At 39.2% G+C, this 21,088-nt stretch carries 25 protein-coding genes; 12 read left to right on the plus strand and 13 right to left on the minus strand.

The genetic code is table 11. The annotated features are described in order from the left end of the window. Positions 1 to 621 precede the first annotated feature (621 nt). Entirely contained in the window at positions 622 to 2,499 is a 1,878-nt protein-coding gene (locus HZC31_01650) for an ATP-dependent DNA helicase (GenBank protein ID MBI5002064.1), read from the plus strand. On the opposite strand, the gene HZC31_01655 is transcribed toward HZC31_01650, so the two are convergent. Both HZC31_01655 and HZC31_01660 read right to left on the minus strand, forming a co-directional pair. Beyond that, the gene (locus HZC31_01655) at positions 2,500 to 2,955 is read right to left on the minus strand and encodes a divergent PAP2 family protein (GenBank protein MBI5002065.1); all 456 of its coding nucleotides are present in this window, start codon (positions 2,953 to 2,955) and stop codon (positions 2,500 to 2,502) included. Between the two features lies 1 nt (position 2,956). Further along, positions 2,957 to 4,162 carry a hypothetical protein gene (locus HZC31_01660; protein ID MBI5002066.1) on the minus strand — a complete coding sequence of 402 codons (1,206 nt, stop codon included), beginning with the start codon at positions 4,160 to 4,162 and terminating at the stop codon, positions 2,957 to 2,959. 138 nt (positions 4,163 to 4,300) lie between these two features. On the opposite strand from HZC31_01660, the gene HZC31_01665 reads away from it, so the two are divergent. From HZC31_01665 to HZC31_01680, 4 genes are all read left to right on the plus strand, one after another. Continuing rightward, entirely contained in the window at positions 4,301 to 4,888 is a 588-nt protein-coding gene (locus HZC31_01665; GenBank protein MBI5002067.1) for a nucleotidyltransferase domain-containing protein, read from the plus strand. Next, the gene (locus HZC31_01670) at positions 4,875 to 5,390 is read left to right on the plus strand and encodes a hypothetical protein (GenBank protein ID MBI5002068.1); all 516 of its coding nucleotides are present in this window, start codon (positions 4,875 to 4,877) and stop codon (positions 5,388 to 5,390) included. The genes HZC31_01665 and HZC31_01670 overlap by 14 nt, the downstream gene beginning before the upstream one ends. 84 nt (positions 5,391 to 5,474) lie before the next feature. Next, positions 5,475 to 6,932 carry a hypothetical protein gene (locus HZC31_01675; protein MBI5002069.1) on the plus strand — a complete coding sequence of 486 codons (1,458 nt, stop codon included), beginning with the start codon at positions 5,475 to 5,477 and terminating at the stop codon, positions 6,930 to 6,932. Between the two features lie 18 nt (positions 6,933 to 6,950). Further along, positions 6,951 to 7,289 carry a hypothetical protein gene (locus tag HZC31_01680; GenBank protein MBI5002070.1) on the plus strand — a complete coding sequence of 113 codons (339 nt, stop codon included), beginning with the start codon at positions 6,951 to 6,953 and terminating at the stop codon, positions 7,287 to 7,289. On the opposite strand, the gene HZC31_01685 is transcribed toward HZC31_01680, so the two are convergent. Next, positions 7,290 to 8,501 (minus strand): hypothetical protein, encoded by a 1,212-nt coding sequence (locus tag HZC31_01685; protein MBI5002071.1) that lies wholly within the window; start codon positions 8,499 to 8,501, stop codon positions 7,290 to 7,292. A gap of 59 nt (positions 8,502 to 8,560) precedes the next feature. Between HZC31_01685 and HZC31_01690 the strand changes: the two genes are divergently transcribed. Continuing rightward, a complete protein-coding gene (locus HZC31_01690; protein ID MBI5002072.1) occupies positions 8,561 to 9,517 on the plus strand; it encodes a hypothetical protein in 957 nt (318 codons plus the stop codon). 4 nt (positions 9,518 to 9,521) lie between these two features. Here the strand turns inward: HZC31_01690 and HZC31_01695 are convergent, their stop codons facing one another. From HZC31_01695 to HZC31_01705, 3 genes are all read right to left on the minus strand, one after another. Then, the gene (locus HZC31_01695) at positions 9,522 to 9,947 is read right to left on the minus strand and encodes an Lrp/AsnC family transcriptional regulator (GenBank protein ID MBI5002073.1); all 426 of its coding nucleotides are present in this window, start codon (positions 9,945 to 9,947) and stop codon (positions 9,522 to 9,524) included. A gap of 4 nt (positions 9,948 to 9,951) precedes the next feature. Further along, positions 9,952 to 10,242 (minus strand): hypothetical protein, encoded by a 291-nt coding sequence (locus tag HZC31_01700; protein ID MBI5002074.1) that lies wholly within the window; start codon positions 10,240 to 10,242, stop codon positions 9,952 to 9,954. Positions 10,243 to 10,424: 182 nt separating this feature from the next. Further along, entirely contained in the window at positions 10,425 to 12,068 is a 1,644-nt protein-coding gene (locus tag HZC31_01705; protein ID MBI5002075.1) for a putative Ig domain-containing protein, read from the minus strand. A 117-nt stretch (positions 12,069 to 12,185) separates the two neighbouring features. Between HZC31_01705 and HZC31_01710 the strand changes: the two genes are divergently transcribed. Then, positions 12,186 to 12,425 (plus strand): AbrB/MazE/SpoVT family DNA-binding domain-containing protein, encoded by a 240-nt coding sequence (locus tag HZC31_01710; protein MBI5002076.1) that lies wholly within the window; start codon positions 12,186 to 12,188, stop codon positions 12,423 to 12,425. After that, positions 12,404 to 12,790 carry a PIN domain-containing protein gene (locus tag HZC31_01715; GenBank protein ID MBI5002077.1) on the plus strand — a complete coding sequence of 129 codons (387 nt, stop codon included), beginning with the start codon at positions 12,404 to 12,406 and terminating at the stop codon, positions 12,788 to 12,790. Before HZC31_01710 ends, HZC31_01715 begins: the two co-directional genes overlap by 22 nt. A 6-nt stretch (positions 12,791 to 12,796) precedes the next feature. On the opposite strand, the gene HZC31_01720 is transcribed toward HZC31_01715, so the two are convergent. The 6 genes from HZC31_01720 to HZC31_01745 all read right to left on the minus strand — a co-directional run bounded on the left by HZC31_01720 (position 12,797) and on the right by HZC31_01745 (position 17,542). Next, entirely contained in the window at positions 12,797 to 13,666 is an 870-nt protein-coding gene (locus tag HZC31_01720) for a metallophosphoesterase (protein MBI5002078.1), read from the minus strand. A gap of 10 nt (positions 13,667 to 13,676) precedes the next feature. Continuing rightward, complete coding sequence (locus tag HZC31_01725; GenBank protein MBI5002079.1) at positions 13,677 to 14,051, minus strand: hypothetical protein; 375 nt, start codon at positions 14,049 to 14,051, stop codon at positions 13,677 to 13,679. 50 nt (positions 14,052 to 14,101) lie between these two features. Further along, a complete protein-coding gene (locus HZC31_01730) occupies positions 14,102 to 15,106 on the minus strand; it encodes a hypothetical protein (protein MBI5002080.1) in 1,005 nt (334 codons plus the stop codon). 39 nt (positions 15,107 to 15,145) lie between these two features. Then, positions 15,146 to 15,523, minus strand: a complete 378-nt coding sequence (locus HZC31_01735; protein ID MBI5002081.1) for a hypothetical protein — start codon at positions 15,521 to 15,523, stop codon at positions 15,146 to 15,148. Continuing rightward, on the minus strand, positions 15,517 to 16,995 hold the full coding sequence (locus HZC31_01740; GenBank protein MBI5002082.1) for a carboxypeptidase regulatory-like domain-containing protein: 1,479 nt from the start codon (positions 16,993 to 16,995) through the stop codon (positions 15,517 to 15,519). The genes HZC31_01735 and HZC31_01740 overlap by 7 nt, the downstream gene beginning before the upstream one ends. A gap of 82 nt (positions 16,996 to 17,077) precedes the next feature. Next, entirely contained in the window at positions 17,078 to 17,542 is a 465-nt protein-coding gene (locus HZC31_01745; GenBank protein MBI5002083.1) for an Lrp/AsnC family transcriptional regulator, read from the minus strand. 457 nt (positions 17,543 to 17,999) lie between these two features. On the opposite strand from HZC31_01745, the gene HZC31_01750 reads away from it, so the two are divergent. After that, positions 18,000 to 18,533 carry a hypothetical protein gene (locus HZC31_01750; protein ID MBI5002084.1) on the plus strand — a complete coding sequence of 178 codons (534 nt, stop codon included), beginning with the start codon at positions 18,000 to 18,002 and terminating at the stop codon, positions 18,531 to 18,533. A gap of 29 nt (positions 18,534 to 18,562) precedes the next feature. On the opposite strand, the gene HZC31_01755 is transcribed toward HZC31_01750, so the two are convergent. Beyond that, positions 18,563 to 19,027, minus strand: coding sequence for a hypothetical protein (locus HZC31_01755; GenBank protein ID MBI5002085.1), 465 nt, complete (start codon positions 19,025 to 19,027; stop codon positions 18,563 to 18,565). Positions 19,028 to 19,333: 306 nt separating this feature from the next. On the opposite strand from HZC31_01755, the gene HZC31_01760 reads away from it, so the two are divergent. Genes HZC31_01760 through HZC31_01770 form a run of 3 tightly spaced genes read left to right on the plus strand, consistent with a single transcriptional unit; the run spans position 19,334 to position 20,864 of the window. After that, positions 19,334 to 19,711 carry a hypothetical protein gene (locus tag HZC31_01760; protein ID MBI5002086.1) on the plus strand — a complete coding sequence of 126 codons (378 nt, stop codon included), beginning with the start codon at positions 19,334 to 19,336 and terminating at the stop codon, positions 19,709 to 19,711. Continuing rightward, positions 19,708 to 20,520 carry a site-specific integrase gene (locus HZC31_01765; protein ID MBI5002087.1) on the plus strand — a complete coding sequence of 271 codons (813 nt, stop codon included), beginning with the start codon at positions 19,708 to 19,710 and terminating at the stop codon, positions 20,518 to 20,520. Before HZC31_01760 ends, HZC31_01765 begins: the two co-directional genes overlap by 4 nt. Then, a complete protein-coding gene (locus HZC31_01770; GenBank protein ID MBI5002088.1) occupies positions 20,517 to 20,864 on the plus strand; it encodes a hypothetical protein in 348 nt (115 codons plus the stop codon). The genes HZC31_01765 and HZC31_01770 overlap by 4 nt, the downstream gene beginning before the upstream one ends. Positions 20,865 to 21,088 lie beyond the last annotated feature (224 nt).

Consider the following 21,088-nt stretch of genomic DNA (forward strand, 5'->3'; position numbering starts at 1 on the left):
AGTTCATCCGGAATTCTCCAACCATCATCTCTAACAACTAATCCCATCGGGTCACCTCTTCTCATTCTCACGTGACCCATTCCCTAATATCTATTCAATGAGAAAGCTACTATTTATTCCTTTCGGGATAGGCTCTAAGAAGTTTTAGAAAAGGGTATAGTAAAAGAGATCCAGCAAAAAAATATCCATGGCTTATATCAAATTCAACTATCAGAAAAGACAATAAAAAAGTAAGTGGTGCAAAGAGATTAAGAAGAACAGCAATGCGAAGAATATAAGGGTATCTTTTAATGACCATAAACAGAGACAAAAATATATTATAAAGTACTATAATTCCAAGAAGTATGCCCTCAAAAATTATTGTCCATGAAGGAGGGCTAATCACTAAAGAATCTGTTAAAACCATTCTAAAGAGAAAAATAATCTGAAAAGAAATTCCTAAGACAAAGAAAAGGAGGAGACTAAACGTTCGCGTGGAATCTTTTATTTGATGTTGCCATTGTGCTTTCATAACCTTGTATTCTCTTAAGAATATAAAAAAGTATTCTTATCAAAAGCTGTAGTGTTCATAACCTACTCCCAACAACAACACATTTAAACGAACCGTTCTTGTCCAGAATAATGACAGAAATTCCAGAAATTCTTTTTCCGCATGAAGAAGTCCGTCCCATCCAGAAAGACGTCATTGCGGACATAAAAGCGGCAGTGGAAAATAAAGAGCACATTTTGCTCCACGCCCCAACAGGACTTGGAAAATCCGCGGCAGCGCTCTCAGCAACACTTCCCCATGCGCTAAAAAATAATCTCACAGTTTTCTTTCTCACCAGCAGACACACCCAACATGAAATCGCGATCCGAACGCTGCAGGAAATAAAAGAAAAATACAACATCAAACTAATAGTCGCAGATATAATCGGAAAAAAATGGATGTGCCTTTTCCCTGGCATTGAAGAACTCACTTCTGGAGAGTTCACCGAGTTTTGCAAAGCAACAGTTGAAGGAGGCAAGTGCGAGTTTTACACGAATGTCAGAACCAATTTCAAGCTTTCTGTGCAGGGACAAAAGACAGTCGCGGAAGTAAAGCAAAATATTCATCCAACAGAAGAAATCATAAACATCTGCAGGCAGGATAGTGTCTGTCCCTACGAAATCACTATGGAAATGGTTAAAGAAGCGGATGTGATTGTGGGAGATTATTCCTACATTTTCAATCCAATGATCTCCGAAGTTCTTTTCAGAAAAACAGGAAAAACAATGGATAAAGCAATAGTGATTGTCGATGAAGGACATAACCTTCCGTCACGAGTGAGAAGCAGCGCGTCAATAAAGCTTACCAGCATCATGCTAAAAAATGCAATCAAGGAAGCAAGAAAATATCAGTATACAGAAACCTTAGAGTCGTTGGTGAATATCCAGAATATCCTCATCAACAGTGCGCATTCATTAGCTGTTGGTCAGCAAAAGTTAATGGCGCGGGAAGATTTTATGCAACAAGTTCAGATGTTCAAAGAGTACAAAAAACTCATGGAAGATCTCACATTCATAGCAGAAGCAGTCAGACAATTACAGAAGAAAAGCGCGATAGGTGGAATTGTAAACTTTTTGAAATGGTGGGAAGGGCAATCAGAAGGGTTTGCAAGAATCCTTGAAATAAATCGTTCACAACAGGAAATCATCATCTCCTTGCATTATAAATGCTTGGATCCTTCTGTCGTCACAAAACAAATCATCGAGCAGACATACAGCACGATAATCATGTCAGGAACACTCACGCCGACAAACATGTATAGAGACATATTAGGTTTTGACAAAGAAAATACAACAGAGCATGTCTACGACAGTCCGTTTCCAGAAAAAAATAGAATGTGTCTCGTTGTTCCAAAAACAACAACAAAATTCACAGAGCGAAGTGAGCAGCAGTTTAATGCAATAGCGCAGGAGTGCGCGGTCATGACAAACGCGGTGAAAGGTAATTCTATCATCTTCTTTCCAAGCTATGCGATGCGTGACGCGGTGTACAAATATTTCAGTACAGAATCAAAACGTACACTTTTTTCAGAAGTGCCAAATATGAGCAAAGAAGAGAAAGGAGAGCTTCTGGAGAAATTCAAGTCTTACAAAGAGATCGGCGCAGTGCTTCTCGGAGCAGTTTCTGGCTCCTATGGAGAAGGAGTGGATTTGCCAGGAGATTTGCTCAAGTGCGTTATCATTGTGGGTCTTCCGCTCACCACCCCTGATTTAGAAACAAAACAGCTCATTGAATATTTCGAGAATAAGTTCAAGCGCGGTTGGGATTACGGCTATGTGTTTCCCGCGTTTAATAAAATTCTGCAGAATGCGGGACGCTGTATTCGAAGCGAAACAGATAGGGGAGTTATTGTCTTTATGGACGAGCGCTATGGCTGGCCGATGTACAGCAGATGTTTCCCAGAAGATTTGCATGTCGAAATGAGCACAGAACCAGAAGTCGATATTCAGTTATTTTTTGGGAAGAAATAATTAAAGCGCTAAATACACAACAATCGCAGAAGCAATTCCAATTAATGTGCCAACAAAAACTTCTATAGGCTGATGTCCTAATGATTGATGCATCTTACGAGAAATAGCAATGTGAAATTTTGTTTTCAAAACAGTGATCACGTTAGTAAGCACTTTACTTTCTTCACCAACAGTTCGGCGAACTCCAACTGCGTCGCGAATAACAATAGCGGCGAAAACAAATGAAACAAAGAATAATGGGCTAAACCCTTCAGTGAGAAGCAATATCACAACAAGGGATACAACAATTGCTGCGTGTGCGCTAGGCATACTGCCGGTCACAAACAAATCTTCCCAAATAAATTTCTGCCTTTGTTTGAAAACGAGCAATACTATTTTGACACCTTGCGCTGCGATAACTGCAACGATAATTGCCCAGAAAACAGGGCTTGCGAAAAGATCGTAGAAATTTATCATTTTATCCGAGCATCACCAATGCAGTGATGACCCCTTCTCCTCCGCTGTTTTCTTCCATTGCTTTGCCGATGATTGCGCCTGCGCATTTATTATAATCTGCGCACGCCATAGCGTAGCCAGGAGTTGATGATGTGGTGAGTAAATCTCCTAAGTGAACAGTTCCAATGACTTTTGTTGGAACAACGCCGGATAACGCAACAGGAACACCTTCTGAAAGACCCATGGTAATGGTAGGGTCGGTGGAAATAATTCCAGCTGCAAGTTTATCGTAAGGGGTCGTTGTTTTTCTCACATGATTTGCTGAAGTTGGATCGAGGACAACAACATCTCCCGGTTCAAGATTATCTCCAATAAAATGTTCCGCGATGTCGCAGCCAGAACAGCTGCCGACACGTAATGTGCCATCTACTTTTGCATCATCTGGTGTATAAATTCCATAATTATAACAACCAATGTATCCTGTATTGCCAGATCCAAAATTATATCCTTTAACACCGCATTCAAGCGAACTTGTGCTTCTGCTGTAACCATAAACGCCTGTTGCATCGCTAGTTCCTTCAACGCCGTACGTCTCACCATCACCCCTTACTCCAATAACATCACTATTTCCATAAACTCCATAATAATCTCCGTCACCATAAACACCGCCGACATCACCTACAAATTTAGCGCCGTAATGATCAGATGCTGCAACATAAACACCATATGTATCAGCAGATGGAATATACAATCCATAATCTGCACCGCTTGTATAAAAACCATAATTGGTAGAATATGCTTTTACTCCTATGCCACTTCCTGAAGAGTCATATCCATAGACTGCGGGTGCGCCACCAGTTGCATAGCCATACACTGCAGCATAACTGGATGAAGTTGCATCACTTTTTCCATAGATTCCTCTCCCTTCTTCAGAATATCCAAAAAGAGCAGTTCCAATGCCTGTGTTTTTAGAATATAATGAATAGCTGTTTCCTGTCGTAATGTAGACTGGAATATCATTCGAGCCTTCAGTGATATAAAGAGAAGCAGGCGAAGAGAGTCCCGGGTCACTATCGGTTCCAATAACAACGTTAGCCTCGTTAGAGAAATAATACTCTCCGTCAGCGAAAACCCCCGGGCTGACATCAGCAGCGGTTTGTGTGTATGACGCAGCGGTTATGGAAGGAAGAAATAATAATAATGCAAAAATAATTAGTAACTTTTTCATAAAAACACCTCTTTTTTGTTTTTCTTAGTTTTCCTGTATTTATACATTTCGAATATGGTTTTTTCAGCAGAAACTTTATATACTAAAGGTGAATGCTTATTCACTAAAGATGAATGTTTATTTCCAAAAGGTGAATATATGCTTTTTACAGAAAATGAGAGAAAAGTGCTCAAAATCATTGGGACAAGTGGCGGAAATTTATCTATAAATGGTCTGAGCAATGAAGTTAATATCTCTGCAGGAAGCGCGTATAAAGTTCTTACTAAATTTGAAAAAGAGGAAATTATTACTCCTCATCCTTTTTCAAACATTGTAACCTATCAATTTAATTTTGAAAATGAGAAAACAAAGCCCCTTCTTCAACTTGTTTATACTCCTGATAAACTAGAGGGGAAAATAAAAAGACGAGCGGAAGAATTTCTTGCTCTCAAAAAGCTCACATCCCTCTGTATTTTTTTTGGATCTTATATTACTTCAAAAGCAAAACCATCTGATTTGGATGTTCTTTTTGTTATTGAAAAAGAGAACTATAACACATTCAAACAAGCGCTTGCAAAGGCTCAGGATATAACTCCTGTGAAAATACATGATATTGTACAAACACAAAGTGACCTTATTCAGAATTTGAAAAAACATGACCCTATTGTTGTTAGTGCGATCCAGACGGGCATTGTTCTTTGGGGCTATGAAACGCTTGTTCAGGTGATTAAGGATGCAAATCAATGATAAACTTAAGAAATGTTTAGATGAAGGGAAGCGAAAAGGAGAAAGACATAAAGGATTGCAGAAAGTCCTCCCCAATGAAAAGCGTATGCAGGAGCATTTGTCAAAAGCAAATCATATTTTTGGAGGAATAACTGCGTTTAGAGAATTAGGGTATGGTGACTTTTCCGCAAGCGCTGCGTTTTATACTCTTTATCATGGCTTGCTTGCTCTTCTTGCGCAAAGAGGCTATGAATCTAGAAATCAATCATGTACATTTGCGCTTGTCGAAGAATGGATAAAAAATAACGAAATTACTTTCCTAACAGGCAATGATATCAAAGAAATTTTTGATAGGGAAGTGACAGAAAATCTTGAGCAAAGCAGTAAAATTGTGGATGTTCGTGAACGAATGCAATATGGAACAAAAACAGATTTGAGTGATATGGAATTTGAACTTCTTAAAAAAAGAACAAAAGAGTTATTTGACAAGATCAAACAAGAAGTAGAGAAGAATATTAAATGAAACGATCACTTTCCTGAGTTGGAAAGGCGGTTTCTCTGGAATTCTTTCCAAAACTTTAAATAGCTCTTTCTCTGAGAAAAAGGCATGCGCAAAGGAATAGCGAAGCAGCATAAGGAGATAGTGGACTATATTGTTCGCCAGCGAAAGGCAGGGCATCTTGATGGAAAGATTCGAACAAAGATGGAAATTCACGGGCATACACCTGAAAATCTGAATCTGTATTTTCAGCTTGCTGACGAGCATCTGCAATCAAGCAAAGTGATGCAGTCTGTCTTTTCTGTTCTTCTTGTTGCTCTTGTTCTTGGCGCGCTCCTAGTGACTGCGCAGAGCACAGGCATGACTGCAGCTGTTGCAACAACATTGACAGGTGCGCCAACGTGGAGTTGGAGCTGGAGCGGGTTTGGCGGTTCATACGATTGTGGTGACGATTATCCCGCGGACGCTGATGATGTAATGGATTTGTCTGATTGCGTTGCTGATGAAGATGAGACATCAGATTATCTTTTTTGTTATGTGAATAATTCAGTAACGTCTGATGAAATATCTCCAGATGGTTCAAATGATGATTGGTATTCAACGAATGTGGATGAGGATATTTCTTCTGTTTCAAGTATTGATACTGTTGCGTTGTTAGAGAGCGCGTATATTTTTCCTTGGTCTGCTGCGACAGAGAGTTATGACAATGTGGATTGCTTTAGTTGGGAGCATGGCATGACGAGAACAGAAGATTGGCATTCATGTAACGCGACGGCGTCTGCGGATATTGAGCCACCAAATCTCGTGTTTTATTACACAGACGCGGCAGATGAAGAGAATGTTTCTTATGGTGGAGTTTCAACAGAATTATCGTTGAATAGTTCGTATTATTTGTGTCTTGATGAGTTGGAGTGTACGACAGAAACATCTGCATGTTCAGATGGTTCATATTGTGTTGGACGATTGGATGATGAGGATGGCAGTAGTTGGTATCCTTGCGATACAACTCTTGATGCGGATTATTATAGGTGTTGTACTGGTGGCTGTGACGCGAAGGAGATGGTTTGTGGGGAGTATGTTGGTTCCGATACACGTTCAGCAGTAGAGTTTGATGAATGTTCTTCAGATGGAACTTCAGGGTGTTGTTCTGAAGCAACAGATTGCGTGTATGATGGGGAGTGCTATAGTGAAGAGGAGACAATTGAGTATCTTTCAGGATCATTTGGAGTGTGTGTGGGGAGCGGTCCTTGTATCGAAGGCACTGCTGAGATCTTGACTTTTGTTTGTTCTGATGAACATTGGTGTCCAGAAGGGTTTGAGTATTCTTCAAGAACTCAAACTTGTACACCAACACAAGCAGCATGTTATGATGCAAGTAATGCTGATTATTGCAATTACATTTTTGGAACTGATGATGCAGATGATTGGGAAGCGGATACAGATGGAGTACAAGCAGGATGTATTCAACCAGATGGAGACGCTGTCGTCTACAATGAATCATGTATTTATTCAGGAACATACGGTGGAGTAGATTACTACTTCTACCAAGACATTACATGGTACTAAAAGAGGTGTTATTCGATAATGAAATTCTTCTGGACAATAGAAAAAATAGAACTATTCGTAAAAATCTATAAAGAACTGGCAAAACAAGATCCGAAGCGGAGAAAAGAATTTGAAGAAAAGGCAAAAGCACTTGTCGTCTTGATTGCAATTTTAAAACAAATTCCAGAAAACAGAAGATCTATGGGAATGTTAGCAGGGTTTCTATCTCAAGTGAATGAAGAAGTAAACCCACCTAAGAAATGGTTTTCTTTCTCTAACAATAAAAGTCCGATTCCTCTTTCAGTTTTTACAGATAAAATAACGTTATTCCAACAATTTAAAGAACAATTAGAAATCCAAGGAATAGCTGCAAAATAATTAGTTTGCCTTATCTAACTGCTTTGCAGTTACACTACTGTTCTCTACAACATAATCCAACGCAACTTTTCTTGTTGGTGCTTGGTACGCGTCAAAATACAATTGAACATACGCTTCAAGCGCTCTTTCTCCGGAAAGTGTTTGTGTGTTTTGAAGTGCGATAACATCCCACAATCCGCCGCCTTGATTCGTAAGATCATAAACTTCTTGTGGAATTGCTTGAAGAACACCACGAATAACTTCTTTGTCAGAAATACTCTCTTTAGGATCTCCTTTGATATTGTTGCTTGCAACTTCGTCTCGCGCGACATCCTCTCTCATAAACGCAAACTCTAGTGGAGGAGAAGCTAAAAGGACAGCACCTTTATTTGTTGTTAATGTGAAGCGAACACCTGCTGTCGCGGTTTTTCTGCTCACTTCTTCAGTATAAGTAAAAGGTGCGGTCATTGTGTCTGAGGTAAACATAGAAGTTGCTTGCAGTTCTTCTTGCGCTGCTTGGCAATCATGACTTGCCGCGTCCGCGGCGCTTACTCTTGAAGAAGCGTCAACTGTTTTTGCAAGACCAAACGCGATACCAAGAAGATCAGTGCCTCCACTTGAGCTTGCCGCGTTGATTGCTCCTGCAAATCCATTAAATCCTTGAACACCTGCGCCTCGCGCAGCGTCTCTTCGCGCAAAATAATCTGCGCATTCAATGTCAACGGTCTGTTGCAGTGCTGCGTATTCTCCATTGAATGTTTTCATTGTTCCTGTTGGCACAAGAATAGTATATCTCTGTGATTTTGTTTTTTCATCAACTTCTATTGTTCGTACATCAACGGTGAGCGTATATGCGCCACCAGAAGGAACTACTTCTATTCCAAGTTTATATCCTTTATCGAGAAGTGCGTACTGAAGATATTCTCCTCTTCCACTTTGAGTTTGATCAGTGACACGAATGTTAATTTGATACGTATCTACGTAATCTCGAAGTGCAGTAGTTGTTGCAGTTAGTCGTGGTTTAAGTTCATCACGAAAAGCTGTTCCTGCAATTTCCTGTGCTTCTAAAAGTTGGAGAAGTGCATTTCCGGGAAGATTTCGAGAAGAGTACGAATCTGCTGTTTTGATCTTTTCTTTTACTGCTAACATTTCTTGAACAGAAAGTGTTGGTTCGGCAGCATACGCTGCTGTTGCAATTGTTGCCCCAATAAGTAACGAATATGCCGATCTCATAAAAACAAAGAAACCTTTATAAGTTTATATAGTTTTCTCCCTAAATAGTAATAACTGTGATGATTATGTTAGAAACTAAAATATCAAAAGTAACAGCAACCATTGTTGCAGCAACTATGCTTAATGGATGTATTGCGCCGCAAACCTATTCTTGGAAGATGGAATCTGTAGTGAGTACCGCGTATAAAGAAGTAGGAGAAGAAACCGCGGCGGAAACTCGATATAAAGTAAGTCATTCTATTTCTGAGAGTGGTACTCTTTCTATAAATGTGAAGAAGCAAGATTATGAAGTAGAATATGATGTTTTGCAACCCATACAAACACAACAACAAAGACAGTATGCGTATGGAAAGAGTAAAGTTGCTGCGGTAACAACAGATGTTGGTTTAGTAGTTGCTGCAATTGGTTATGGGATAATGCTAGGCGTTAAAGAAGAACATTGTAGCCCATATAATCCTGATTTTTGTTTAGAGAAGTCTCCAGGTTATAGTTATATCATTGCTGCACCTGGCACATTCCTTGCTGCAGGAGGTATCGCAAGTTATATTCTTACTCCAAAAAAAAATCGCCCTACGAGAAATTATCAAACAGTGGAAGTAGAGCTTGATAAAAGAGAAATAAAACAAACAGGGGAACAGATACTCTATATCATCCCTGCAATTAGTGCTCCATTGGAAATAGCTTCATCATACTTTACGATTGATGAAACAGGACATACTTTCACCACTAAAACAAATGTCATGGGAAATGTAACAATCCAACTCTCTCCCTCTTCTCCTAATTTTACCTTTACGCTTGATCAGGTTGCAGAGATTGATGCTGCGCAACAACTAAACGAAGCGGGTTATAGGCAGGAAAAATATCTTCCTCTTCTTGAGCAGGCAGCAGTTCCTGTGACCTACAATGTTACGATACAAACAAAAGCGACAGATGGGAAAAATGCAGAAGTTACAATTCCTGTCAAAGGATATGAACTTTCTCAGAAAGCATTGGAACAAGTTGTTATGAGTCTCTGATTTCCTAGCATAAAAATCTCTCACGCATAATATCATTCTTGACTTGCCAAAATAATATTTTCTTTGGCTTTATTCTCTCTTCAAATTCATTAAGAAAGCGATCAAGTTGTACACCATTTTTAAAGAATGCTTCTGCTAAAAAGACATGAGGAAGATCTAACTGAAGAAGGGTGTTCAAATTATCTTTACACAAAAATTTTACATCTCTTTCATCATAAAAATCAAAATAAAAAATAATGTGCAGAGGATATCCAAGCTTTGCAAAGTCAAGAAGCACAGTGTTTTTGCGAATTGTGCCACTGTTTCGTAATCTCTGAAGATTTGTATAAAGGGTTATTGCGGGTATATTTGTTTCTTTATGCAAATGATTGACAGAGACACGACAATTCTGTCGCAATGCTTGGAGTATTTTCCTCTGTGTTTCTTTCATGGTTCTACCTTTGTGCGTATTGTTCGACAAGTGCAGGAATTTCCTTATAGTGGTCAAAAGCATATTCCGTTGCTTTCATTCCAACATAGCCTCCTGCGCCCATAAGTAACCCAACAAGTGTTAAGCCAACAACTTGTTTGGCAAAATCAGCATGCCAGCTTTTGTAAGGCACTCTTGATGGTACTTCTCCTTTAGTTACCACATATGCCAATCCTTCAATTTTATAGAGATGCGGTGTTATTTGCTTTGGTGCGTTCTCCAAAATCAACTCCATGTTTTTGTCTTCTACTATCATTTTCTTTTCCCCCGTTGCTGTTACGCAACAGTAGTTACTGTAAAGTAGTAACTATATAAGCTTAATTCTAATATTATTCGAATATTTTGGTATATTGGCTTAAAAAGGAGAAGTTTGTTTATAAATCGGGCAAAAATGAGGTAACTACTTTATCTGAGCTAAGTTGAAAGAAATAGTATGTTTTATTCAAGATATCCGTTATATAAGTCAATATCTGCGCCAGTAGGGCTTTCTGCACCAATGTTATTGTAAACGCGCGCAAGAACAAGTTCAAGTTCGTGTGGTTGATCTGCTGAAGGAGCGGAATCCATGATAAAACTATCATCAACACTATCAGAGGTATCTTGGTCTTCTATATTTGTATGTTCTAAAAGAGAATGCCCACTTTCATGCATTATGTAAGTCACAACCCCCTCATAACTACCTGCACCACCATAACTAATCTCTACATCATCTATAACACCAGTAGAACCAACATAATTAACATCAGTTTGCCAATTTCCAGATAACGTAAAATAAATATCTCCTCCGGATCCAGAAGGAACGATATCGATACAAGGTGCTAATGAACCATCCCATGCTGCAACAGCATCAGCCAGTGCACTATCATAATCAATTCCTGAGTATGTATATCCATTAAAATCTTCGATTTCTAAGCAGACACTTCCATCTTTAATATTACTATTCCAACCACGAGTATATGGCGTTCGTGAGCTTACTCCTGCTTCATATTTGAGTAACTTCGTCACACTATCAACATCACCAGATGTATGACCAGAAATATCTCCCATATCAATCTGCGACCCAACAACATCAACAACGTCGTCTTGATAACTTTCAGGTATCAACGTCACCCAACCTGAATTTGTTCCAGCGGAAACATCAATCCATTCATCCAAACTAACGCCACCATAACAATTCGAACCAGTATTCGTTGAGGGAACAGAAATATTATACAAACCTTCTTCATCTAAACTAAACGCCGCGACACCAGACGCGTCCATAGTAACTGTGGAAGAATAACCAGAAGTACTATTAGTAAGAGTTACATCAATGGAACAAGAACTATCAGCAGCAGCTCCATCATCGCCATCAATAACATACATATCAACTGAAGCAACAGAAGCAACTAACAACGAATAGGAAGCACTATCAGACAATCCACCAGCGTCAGTAACCTTCACTTCAACAGTCTCTGTACCAGAAGTGGAAGGTGTTCCAGATAGTCGTCCAGAACTATTAATAGACAACCACGAAGGACCATCAACAATGCTGTACGTCAACGCATCTCCTTCAGCGTCAGTAGCGGAAATGGAAGCGCTATACGCCGTATTAACAGTAGCGGAACTTAATGAAGTTGTCTCAATAACAGGAGCAGTATTTGTCGAACTATCAGCAATCGTCAATTCAAGCGATGCGTCATCTTCGCCAAAACTATCTTCCACTTCGACATCAATATTGTAATTCTCTCCAACCATAAATTCGTCAGTCACAGTAAAGGACATCGTACAGCCATTATTGCTATATGAAACATCAAATGGTAATTCGTCAATACGGCATGTCAATGTTCCTGCGTTATCAGATTGTGTCGCGGTTACAGTATAAGTAAAAGGAGTATTCAAGTACGCGGTCGCAGTTGAAGCAGAAGTAATGACAGGCGCGCTTCCATACGTCGAAGTATCACTATCTCCAGTCTCTCCAGAATCGTAAGAACTATCTCTGCCAGTATCATCAGGTTGTCCACTATCTCTATTTCCAGTACAGCCAAGTGCCGCGACAAGTCCAAGTGGCATCCCTTTCCGCAATAACCTCTCTAACCCTGCCATACGTACTTCTATGACGCCCATATTTATAAAGTTTTTGGTTAATTACTAGCTAGTAGTGAAAATCATCGCATCGTTAACACAATCTTTAAATACTAGTATGTCCTAGTAATATTTACTATGGGGATCTCAGTAATAACAAGGAACTATCAGCTCACATTACCAAAAGATGTAAGGTCAATGAAAAACTTTCGTATAGGGGATAAAGTGTTGTTCGTTGTTGATGACGATCGCATAGAGTTAGTAAAAGCAGATAAGAAAATCCTGGAAAATGCAGCGGGATTATGGTTAGATCTCAAGGAAACAGGAGAAATATATCAGAAAAGAGTGCGAGCGCAATGGAAAAAAAGATCTATGTGATTGATACATGCATTTTTATTGATCATTTGAGAAATTATCTCCCTGCTCTTTCCTTCTTTGAGCTTATACTTGGAAGGGAAGATATTCTTTTTTCAGCTATTACTGAGGTTGAACTATTGCAGGGAAATGCAAATACTGTGCAGGAGAAGAGAGAAATGCTCTTAAAATACCTGGCGCTATGGAAAAAAATACCAGTAGATAATCCATTGACCGTTCTTGCGGGGGATATAAGTAGAAAATACAATGTTGCGGTTCCTGATGCAATTATTGCGGCAACTGCCATTATTAATAATGCGGTGCTTATTACAAAGAATGTAAAAGATTTTAACAAAATTACTAACCTAAATATAAAAGAGCCATATTAATGTATTCTAAGCAGTTATCAATTCTCTCAATTTTCCCTTATAATTCTCTCTTGTGTATTCTTGCATCCATGGTTCATCGAGAACTGCAAAGGAATGATGCGACATATGTTCCCACGTAAGAATACCAACACATCCAGGATTTATTCTTCTCGCATTTCTAAAATTGACTTCATTTAAGAGATACGATTGTGTTTTTCCCTGCACGGAAAGTTGTTGTCCAGGATCATGATAGTGCCCACAGAAATGATAAGCTGGTTGAACTGTCTCAATAAGCTCTTTCACTTTTGGAGAACCTCGTTCCGTAGTTCCATCAAATGGTGGATGATGCGTCAGAAGAATATCAACACCTTCTTTTGCCATAAGTGCTCTATATGCAACACTGCTAAAATGCCATGATTCTCTTTGTCCAGTTCTATATTCTAATCCACCAAGTCCAGCAATAACTATTGGACCATTTCTTTTTGTTTCAATAGCTGTTTCTGCGCCATCTCTCAAATAATGAAATTTACCAAATGCATCAACTGCACATACCCCTTCTGGTCCTTCATGCTGTGCAAGAAAATCAAAGTCTTCATGATTCCCACCAATAAAAAGTATGTTTTTGTCAAAAAGAGGTCTTTCTCCACCAAAAAGAAGTTCTGCATCACCTGTTCCTTCATAAAATTGTTGAAAGCTGATTTCATCTGGATCTTTTTCTGCGAATCGTTTTGTCGCTTCATCAATTCTTGCAAATGGACATGGAAAAATACCCATATCTCCAACTTGAAGAACAGCGTCGAGAGTCTTTCCTGTTTCTCTCTCCCAACGTTTTAAAAGCGTTGCGGCGAGAACGTAATGACCATGAAGATCACCGAGAATAGCGATAGAAGCAGTCATGTAAATAACCTCACTGAACAACAGGTTTTCCATTCATAATTGCGTATTGGAATAAACCTTCTGTTTGGTGCGTTAGATTATCTTCTGCGTCATACATCTCACTTTCATGACGGTCAGGAGGAGTAAACTTTCCAACAACTTTACCTGTATAGTTCCCTTGTGCATCATAACATTTTGTTGTAGTAATTTCTGTATCTCCGTCTAAAGTATAAGTAAATTCTGCTCGGTCTTGAAGAACAAGTCCTTCTTGATATCTTTCTTCTACTAAATATTGATCATTATCATCAAGTGTGATCCTATAATGAAAGATGTTTCTCGCATCAGCATCACTGAGATGATCATCAAGAGTAGCTAAATCCCGCACACGAAATGGTCCTTTTGGCATAAAATGAAGGAATTGAAGAGCATTTATAAATGTTACTTTATTTACTACCTTTAAGTAACTATGCTCATGACAGGGATGTGGGGTTCATCCCGTAAATTAAGAGAAAGGAACCATTTGTCCATAATAAAAACAATATGGACTGGTCGCTTTGGTTTTCCCGCAAAATTAATGTCTCCTAAAAAAGAAAAAATTTTTTCAAAAGGACCAGTTGATGCAGGGCCAGGGTTCGTGTCCAAACCAACAGGGTTTGTTCGTTGTGTATTATGAAGGGTTACTATCTGTCGTCTGTCCATGCCTTGAGTGACCGTCTTCCAAAGAGTGGGACTTACGACCAGTAAAATATCAACATCACTGAGTCTACCCATATCAGAAGGAAGGCCAAACGTGGATTTTCGTGGGTTATTGCAATAACCATTCACAAGACTCCCAAAGATATAAATTTTTATTTTTTCTTTATGTGGAATCGCATTGGAGTACGGTGATTGAAGAAATTCTTTGATTTTTTGACGGAGATAAACAAGATCTTTATCTTTGTATGTGGGTCCAGGGGAATATGAAGGACCTCGTTTTTGTACTCTTTCCTGAAGCTTTTTCTCAATTTTCTTGTATAATTTGGGACTCACTCTTCCTTTTACCTTCACAAGAAACGCAGTTTTCTCTTCTTCAGAGAGCACAGGTTTTTCGAGCAGCACCAAAAGTTGCCTTTCTGCTTCATCTCCAAATTTTTCAAAATTAATAAGTTTGGTCAGATCATAGTTCTCTAAAAGAAGTATCTTTTTTATAAGTTCTCGTGCTGTACTACTTTGTTTGTGACCTTCAATGCTCTGTATTGCTTCCCGTGCAGCTTGAAGAACTGAGCGTGCATGGACAAGTAATTCTTCATCTTCAACATCTTCTTGAAGCCGACGTACTTCATCAACATCAAACGCGAGAAGTTGTTCAAGTTCTTTCTTACCTCCTTCAAATTGCCCAGCATCAATCTTTTCAAGAATTTTTTGACAGAGCTCTTTTATTTTAAGGATGTCTTGGGCAATTCTATTTACAGCAATAACCATAAATAAAGCTGTGCTCTAAGAATATATAAAACTATTCTCCTAACTACCGCTCCCGCAAATCACGTCATTAATTTCAATGCCTGGACAACCAGAAGCAACCATGTCATCCAGCTCCACTAAATTCCCATTTTTGTCAGTGGCATAAATACAAATATTCTTATTAGTGTTAAAGAATTCCTTCATCGCAGTACAATTCATCGCGGCAAGCGCTTCGACTTCATCGCTATCCAATTCTCCATCTCTAAAGTATGTATTTCCACTCAATCCTTCAACAAGCGCGTTCGCTGCGTCTTCTTCTTCTGTCTTCGTTACATCAACACTAAATAGATAATAGAACAAGACAATCGTGCTCAAAAAGATAGTGATCCCAATAATGAGATCAAGGGTAATTGTTTGCGCTCCTTTGTTATTTAACAAAATGCCTCACCATATACGTCACATCGAAAGTCTTCATACTCCGAGCAATCTTCTTTTTCAGGTTGTGGATCACTAAAAATCACAAAATGAAGATCCACCCATTCTCCATTCAGTAACACAGTCTTTTCTCGCGCGATAATGTTTTCAACACAATTTGTTTCCACATCTTCTGCGCTGAAATATTCTCGAGTATACGATTGCGGTTCTTCGCTGCAACAATACACTTCATAGCCATAAACACTGTTACTCGCGGAATCCGTTTCTTCACTTAAAACATAACGATACCCTTCGCGGCGTCCATCGCAATAATTCGCGATGCTTTCCTCTTCATAAGAGGAATAGCTACAACCATTAACGCCATCGCAGGACGCGTAACACGTTCGATCGTTCATCGTGCAATCCGATTGACATTCTGCGCTCAAATACATTTCGAAATAATCAAGGGTTTCATCGCCAGTCATAGAACTGAGGTCAATCGTTTTTGTGACTGTATTGTATCCATCTTTTTCCGCGACAAGGTAATAGGTGTCAGGTTCAAGAGTCACGACATATTCTCCAACAGTATTGTCAGCATTATCACAATCAGAAATAATCGTGCTCCATGTTGCCGATTCAGTGGTGTCAGTATCATACACGATCGAAGTATCACTCATGTCTTTGATGCTCACGGTCACTCCTTCAAGTGCTTCGCAAGAAGTACTTCCTCTATACGTCTCAGCGACAATTGCTCCTGTAACAAAATAGCCGTCGTCACCGTCGCAATAGCCGTTGGTCAAATCACCATCGTAATCATCGTTGAATGTATCTGAAGTAGAAGTTCCTGTTGTCCATGTTCCTTGTGCGGCGTCGCAATATGTTTCACTTTCATCAGCGTCATGCCAGTTCCCTTCATCGCAAATTTCTTCATCGCCAGTATCATCGGTGTCATGACAGCTCACATCGCTCGAGCAAAGATCAGAAGTGTATGTATATGGTCGGTAAAGCGTGCCATCATCTGCGCAATTATCCAAATAATCAATACCAAGAGCGGTTCCATCTTCATAACTATCAACGCATGCAGGGTTATTATCGTCATCAATAACTTCTTCTGTCGTACAACTGCTTCCAGAGCAATCTTCTTCTCCGCCACTGTCGACAGAATCTCCTTCGCTGTCTGTTTCATCTTTGGTGTATTCATAAGTAGAATCGCCGCACACTTCGCCGGAATCTGTGCATCCCCAACCGCAGGAATTCGCGACACAGCAATCTGGATCATCAGCAATAGCGCTAGTGTCTCCAGTGGTGTCAACAGTGCAAGCTTCGCAAGCAACATAATCAGAAGGGCATATATCATCACTTGCGCCGCAGGTAAAGTTCGTGTCTCCTATGGTAATGCCATAGATCGCGGCAGAAGATGATTGAATAGTAAAGAGAAGCAAAAGAGTAAGAACTGGAAAAGAAAGAACAAGAAACAAAAAATCTCGAGTATTCATAGCTCATCTCTGAGAATGCAGCTATATATAGTTTTCTACAGACTAGCAGGAAGATAAAAAAATAAAATAAAAAATAAAAATATTAACAAGCAACAGCGTCTAAAAGGAAGCCCTCCCGCTTGAAATCCTGTAAAACATAAAAGCTATCAACTTTTGGCACACGGTGCTTTTCTTCAAGTTCTCGTGCAAAAAGTTCCGCGTGCGCGATGTCGCGGAAAAGCGCTTCGCAGGCAAAATCATAGCCGTTGTTGATAATGTACGCGCTGTTGATGTTTGGATGGTTCAAAAGATATTGAAAAAGGTCTTCTCGTTTGTTCTTGTGCGCTTTGATGAAAAACTGAACGCGAACGTTGTAGCCCAATTTTGCAAAATCGAGCAAAACAGTGTAGCGCGTAATAATGTCATCACACGCTTCTTTCAGCTTGTCGTAGATAGTGGTGACAGGAATCTGCGTTTTCTTGCTGATTTCCGTCAAGCTTAATCGGCTATTTTGTCGTAATGTAATTAACAATTCTTTTTCCTTTTGTTGTGCTATTTGTTTTGGCATAGTTTCCCCTCTTTTTGAGTCGTTCTTTTGACCGTATCGATCTTGACCCCTTAATATCTCTTAAGGAGAAATTTCTATTAAGAGTTGTTGCTAATATAATTCGAATATATTCGAATAAGTAGTCCATTAACTCTTTCAAATCTTTTATTCGCAAAAAATAACAACAACACTGGCACAGACGGTCATGCTCACTCTGTTCGCATGCCCTACTTCGCGAACGAGAACCACTCACCTTGTAAGTGAACCTCGTTCGCTCCGTCTGGCCATGTTGTTATTTTTTGTGCTTGAAAAAGCACACAGACTCGAACGTTCCTGTGAGGGTCTGTGTGCTAGGACGCGAGCGTTAGTCGAGCGTCTCATTATTTTATAATTCACTCTTTAAAGATGCAAAGAAAATGATTTAGAGATAAAATAAAAAAGCAGAAACATTAAATAGAAACAAGACAAGTGCATTATAATGAAAAATCGCAAAGCGCAAGTCTCATTCGAATTCATGGTCTCCATTGCGATAGGAATGCTGGTCGTTCTAGGTCTTATCGTCCTGTTTGCAAACAAGATGAATGAGGTGATTCAAGATAGTAAAGAGCAACAGGTGAATGCAATTCTGGACATCATCGATGAAGAAGTGACGTTTGCGAAAGGAGCGTTGATAGGGTACAGCAGACAATTCACGCTTCCAACTACAGTGGATGGAGAAAATTATTCTTTAAATCTCACTGATGGAACAATCGCGATAAGTTATCAAGGAAAAGATTATGTGCGTGGATTTTCACATAGAATTAATGGATCTCTTTGTCTTGCTGCGTTGAATGAATCAACACGAACATTTGATGTGCGAAAAGGCACAAACACAGTCACGATGAGTTCCTGCCCAGATTGTGTTCCGAGTTTCGATAGTTGCTATTGGTATGATGAACAAGGAACGTGTGATACTGAGCTAGGAGAAGATGAAGCAAATCAATGTGAAGAACGATATTGTTTGTGCGGATAAAAGCTTCTTATTCTTCGGCTACTCTGTTATTATTCACAGCCAAACTCTTCTGTGCAAATCAAAACATAATCATCTCTGTTATAGACAATAAAATGCGCGATCTGTTCTGTATATTGTTTTGATTCAGGAAGGTATCCTTCAATAGGGACATCAGAATAATAAGTCAAATCATACGTTGCTCCTTGAGAGGTCACATTGAAGACGAGTGAATCCTCCTCTTCATAAACAATAATGTTGTTGACGATCGCGGGCATGGTGTATCGCAGTGTTTTTTTGGAAAGGTCTCCCGAGTAATACACATTTTTCGCATTCGAAAGAAGATCTCGTGCGATAATATCAACAGTCGCAAGTTGTTGTTCTTCGCTGGTTTCTTGTGATTGGATAAAAAAGACGTAGACAGTGATGAGCACAGCGGTCATTGCGAATGCGATGACGAACATGTATTCTAAAGAAAATTGTGCTTTTGAAAAAACTCTACCATTCGCTTTGCTCATGAAGAGTTTTTGATGTGTCGATGTATATATAGTTTGGGGAAATTCTGGGAAAAAGTTTATATTCTTGTTTGAGATAATAACGCCGAGAGTGGGATTTGAACCCACAATAGTCCTTGGCAGAACTAAAGAGGATCTCTGAAACCTTTAGTTACCTAGAGGTTTCATCAGTCCTCCGCAATACCTGCTAATACGAATAAATGCGTCAGAAAAACATTCTTTCTTTGTGAGATATATGTCAGGTATATATCGGTACTATGCACTGTAGCAACTTGGTATTTTAATGCGGAATGCGTATAGGTGCATACAATGAATGTCTTTGAAAAAATAAGCAATACGAGACAACTTCTTCAACAACATGGCTTTCGCTATACAGATGATGAGTTGTTTGCAGTGATGAGAAAATTAGGCAATGAATGGCATTACAAAAAACAGAATTCGCTCACTCAACAAGAAGCAGCAATATATGAGCTTCTTATGACAAACAGCATTAACCCAAATACAGCGTATAAATGGCTGCTTCTCATACAGGCGCCGCAGGATGTTCAAAAGCTGCTTGAAACAAAACGAGTGAGTCAAAGAAACGCTTTTGCTCAGAAACGTGAACACTATCTTATGAAATCAACGACAGATGATACCTTTCTCAACATGATTCTCGATTCTACAAGGAGGTATTTGATACGATGAAACCAAGACAACAAACAGAACGAGAGGGAACGTGCAATAAGAAAAAACTGCCGTATGTCCTTTCAAAACAACAGCTCCTACAACTACTGCTCGTTATCAAAGATAAGCGTTATGCTATGCTTGTGTTTATGGGATGTTTTCAGGGACTGCGCATTGGGGAGATGCTTCGTTTAAAATGGGCAGATGTGGATTTGGAACATGGAGAACTCAAAGTTATAGATGGAAAGAACACCAAACGGTATAAAAGTAATTATGGAAAAGATCGAATTGTTCCTATTAATGATATGTTTCTTCATGTCTGGAAACAATGGAGAGCAATGAACGAAGATGAAACCTTTGTCATTCCTGTCAAAACTGCGAACAAGAGAGAAAGTCCTGGAGAAATACGTTCTCTCTCACGACCTTTCCAACGAAGATTTACAGAATATCTGGAAGAAGCAAGACTTTTGGAAATAGACTATTATCAGGAAAATGGAGAACCGCGATATAAATATCACCTTCATACATTGCGTCATGTCTGTGGTACAAATCTTCGTCGTGCTGGTTTGGGAATTGACTATGTTCAAGACTTTTTAGGACATGAAGATATTGAATCAACAAAATTGTACCTTCAGCTCGCAAAAGATGATCTTCGAGAAGTAAGTCATCTCGCGTATGCGTATCCAAAATCTCGCATAGGCTCTCCGCAAGCGCTTATTCAACCGATCGAAATTGCCTTAGACAAAGAAACACTGCGACTTCAGAAAGAGATATTAGAGAAAAAGCTGCAACTTGCGCAGTTACAGCAGGTTGTTGAGGTGCACTCATGAATCCTCTTTGGAATAAAGAGTATGAAAGAAAATTTGTTCAGCTCATGCTAAAGAAAGGGTATCATTGTGAGCACGTTGCAGGAAGTGGAAAAGGAGAAGCATCTGTTTGCGATTGCGTTCTCTTTGCGCATAGCAATGTGTATATGGTTGAAGTAAAAGCAACAGTCGACAAACGTTTTTATCTTCGAGACTCTGTAAGAATTCAATTACAAAGACTTGTTGAGACTGCGACAAAACACAACGCGATTCCATTAGTTGCCATACGATTCAAGCGAAAAGGATGGAATACTCTTGATCCAAAATTTGTTGAGCATGCAGAATATGAAGAAGGAAAAATGATCTAGTTCTTTTCTCATATATATCAGGTATATATCTTTCACATTCACTTTGTCAACTTCGTATAAAAGGATAGAACGCCTACTACTCCATTATCTCTGAGGTGTTTCGGAATGGAGAGAAAATGGAAGTATACAAAGAATGCAGGAAAAGATCGCTGTCAAAAATGTGGCATAAAGCTTCTCAAAGATGAAATTGTTTTCTGTGAAATCTGTTTGAGAGTATATGATAT

This window comes from Candidatus Woesearchaeota archaeon (assembly GCA_016214075.1).
Lineage (GTDB): Archaea > Nanobdellota > Nanobdellia > Woesearchaeales > DSVV01 > JACRPI01.

What these genes read in the sequence shown, in the direction of transcription:
- HZC31_01700 (MBI5002074.1), bottom strand. Translation starts at nt 10,242, where the DNA reads ATGATAGTAGAAGACAAAAACATGGAGTTGATTTTGGAGAACGCACCA.
- HZC31_01725 (MBI5002079.1), bottom strand. Translation starts at nt 14,051, where the DNA reads ATGCCAAAAGGACCATTTCGTGTGCGGGATTTAGCTACTCTTGATGAT.
- HZC31_01705 (MBI5002075.1), bottom strand. Translation starts at nt 12,068, where the DNA reads ATGGCAGGGTTAGAGAGGTTATTGCGGAAAGGGATGCCACTTGGACTT.
- HZC31_01650 (MBI5002064.1), top strand. Translation starts at nt 622, where the DNA reads ATGACAGAAATTCCAGAAATTCTTTTTCCGCATGAAGAAGTCCGTCCC.
- HZC31_01710 (MBI5002076.1), top strand. Translation starts at nt 12,186, where the DNA reads ATGGGGATCTCAGTAATAACAAGGAACTATCAGCTCACATTACCAAAA.
- HZC31_01760 (MBI5002086.1), top strand. Translation starts at nt 19,334, where the DNA reads ATGAATGTCTTTGAAAAAATAAGCAATACGAGACAACTTCTTCAACAA.
- HZC31_01665 (MBI5002067.1), top strand. Translation starts at nt 4,301, where the DNA reads ATGCTTTTTACAGAAAATGAGAGAAAAGTGCTCAAAATCATTGGGACA.
- HZC31_01750 (MBI5002084.1), top strand. Translation starts at nt 18,000, where the DNA reads ATGAAAAATCGCAAAGCGCAAGTCTCATTCGAATTCATGGTCTCCATT.
- HZC31_01755 (MBI5002085.1), bottom strand. Translation starts at nt 19,027, where the DNA reads ATGAGCAAAGCGAATGGTAGAGTTTTTTCAAAAGCACAATTTTCTTTA.
- HZC31_01745 (MBI5002083.1), bottom strand. Translation starts at nt 17,542, where the DNA reads ATGCCAAAACAAATAGCACAACAAAAGGAAAAAGAATTGTTAATTACA.
- HZC31_01655 (MBI5002065.1), bottom strand. Translation starts at nt 2,955, where the DNA reads ATGATAAATTTCTACGATCTTTTCGCAAGCCCTGTTTTCTGGGCAATT.
- HZC31_01690 (MBI5002072.1), top strand. Translation starts at nt 8,561, where the DNA reads ATGATTATGTTAGAAACTAAAATATCAAAAGTAACAGCAACCATTGTT.
- HZC31_01685 (MBI5002071.1), bottom strand. Translation starts at nt 8,501, where the DNA reads ATGAGATCGGCATATTCGTTACTTATTGGGGCAACAATTGCAACAGCA.
- HZC31_01660 (MBI5002066.1), bottom strand. Translation starts at nt 4,162, where the DNA reads ATGAAAAAGTTACTAATTATTTTTGCATTATTATTATTTCTTCCTTCC.
- HZC31_01765 (MBI5002087.1), top strand. Translation starts at nt 19,708, where the DNA reads ATGAAACCAAGACAACAAACAGAACGAGAGGGAACGTGCAATAAGAAA.
- HZC31_01675 (MBI5002069.1), top strand. Translation starts at nt 5,475, where the DNA reads ATGCGCAAAGGAATAGCGAAGCAGCATAAGGAGATAGTGGACTATATT.
- HZC31_01715 (MBI5002077.1), top strand. Translation starts at nt 12,404, where the DNA reads ATGGAAAAAAAGATCTATGTGATTGATACATGCATTTTTATTGATCAT.
- HZC31_01740 (MBI5002082.1), bottom strand. Translation starts at nt 16,995, where the DNA reads ATGAATACTCGAGATTTTTTGTTTCTTGTTCTTTCTTTTCCAGTTCTT.
- HZC31_01680 (MBI5002070.1), top strand. Translation starts at nt 6,951, where the DNA reads ATGAAATTCTTCTGGACAATAGAAAAAATAGAACTATTCGTAAAAATC.
- HZC31_01695 (MBI5002073.1), bottom strand. Translation starts at nt 9,947, where the DNA reads ATGAAAGAAACACAGAGGAAAATACTCCAAGCATTGCGACAGAATTGT.
- HZC31_01730 (MBI5002080.1), bottom strand. Translation starts at nt 15,106, where the DNA reads ATGGTTATTGCTGTAAATAGAATTGCCCAAGACATCCTTAAAATAAAA.
- HZC31_01720 (MBI5002078.1), bottom strand. Translation starts at nt 13,666, where the DNA reads ATGACTGCTTCTATCGCTATTCTCGGTGATCTTCATGGTCATTACGTT.
- HZC31_01670 (MBI5002068.1), top strand. Translation starts at nt 4,875, where the DNA reads ATGCAAATCAATGATAAACTTAAGAAATGTTTAGATGAAGGGAAGCGA.
- HZC31_01770 (MBI5002088.1), top strand. Translation starts at nt 20,517, where the DNA reads ATGAATCCTCTTTGGAATAAAGAGTATGAAAGAAAATTTGTTCAGCTC.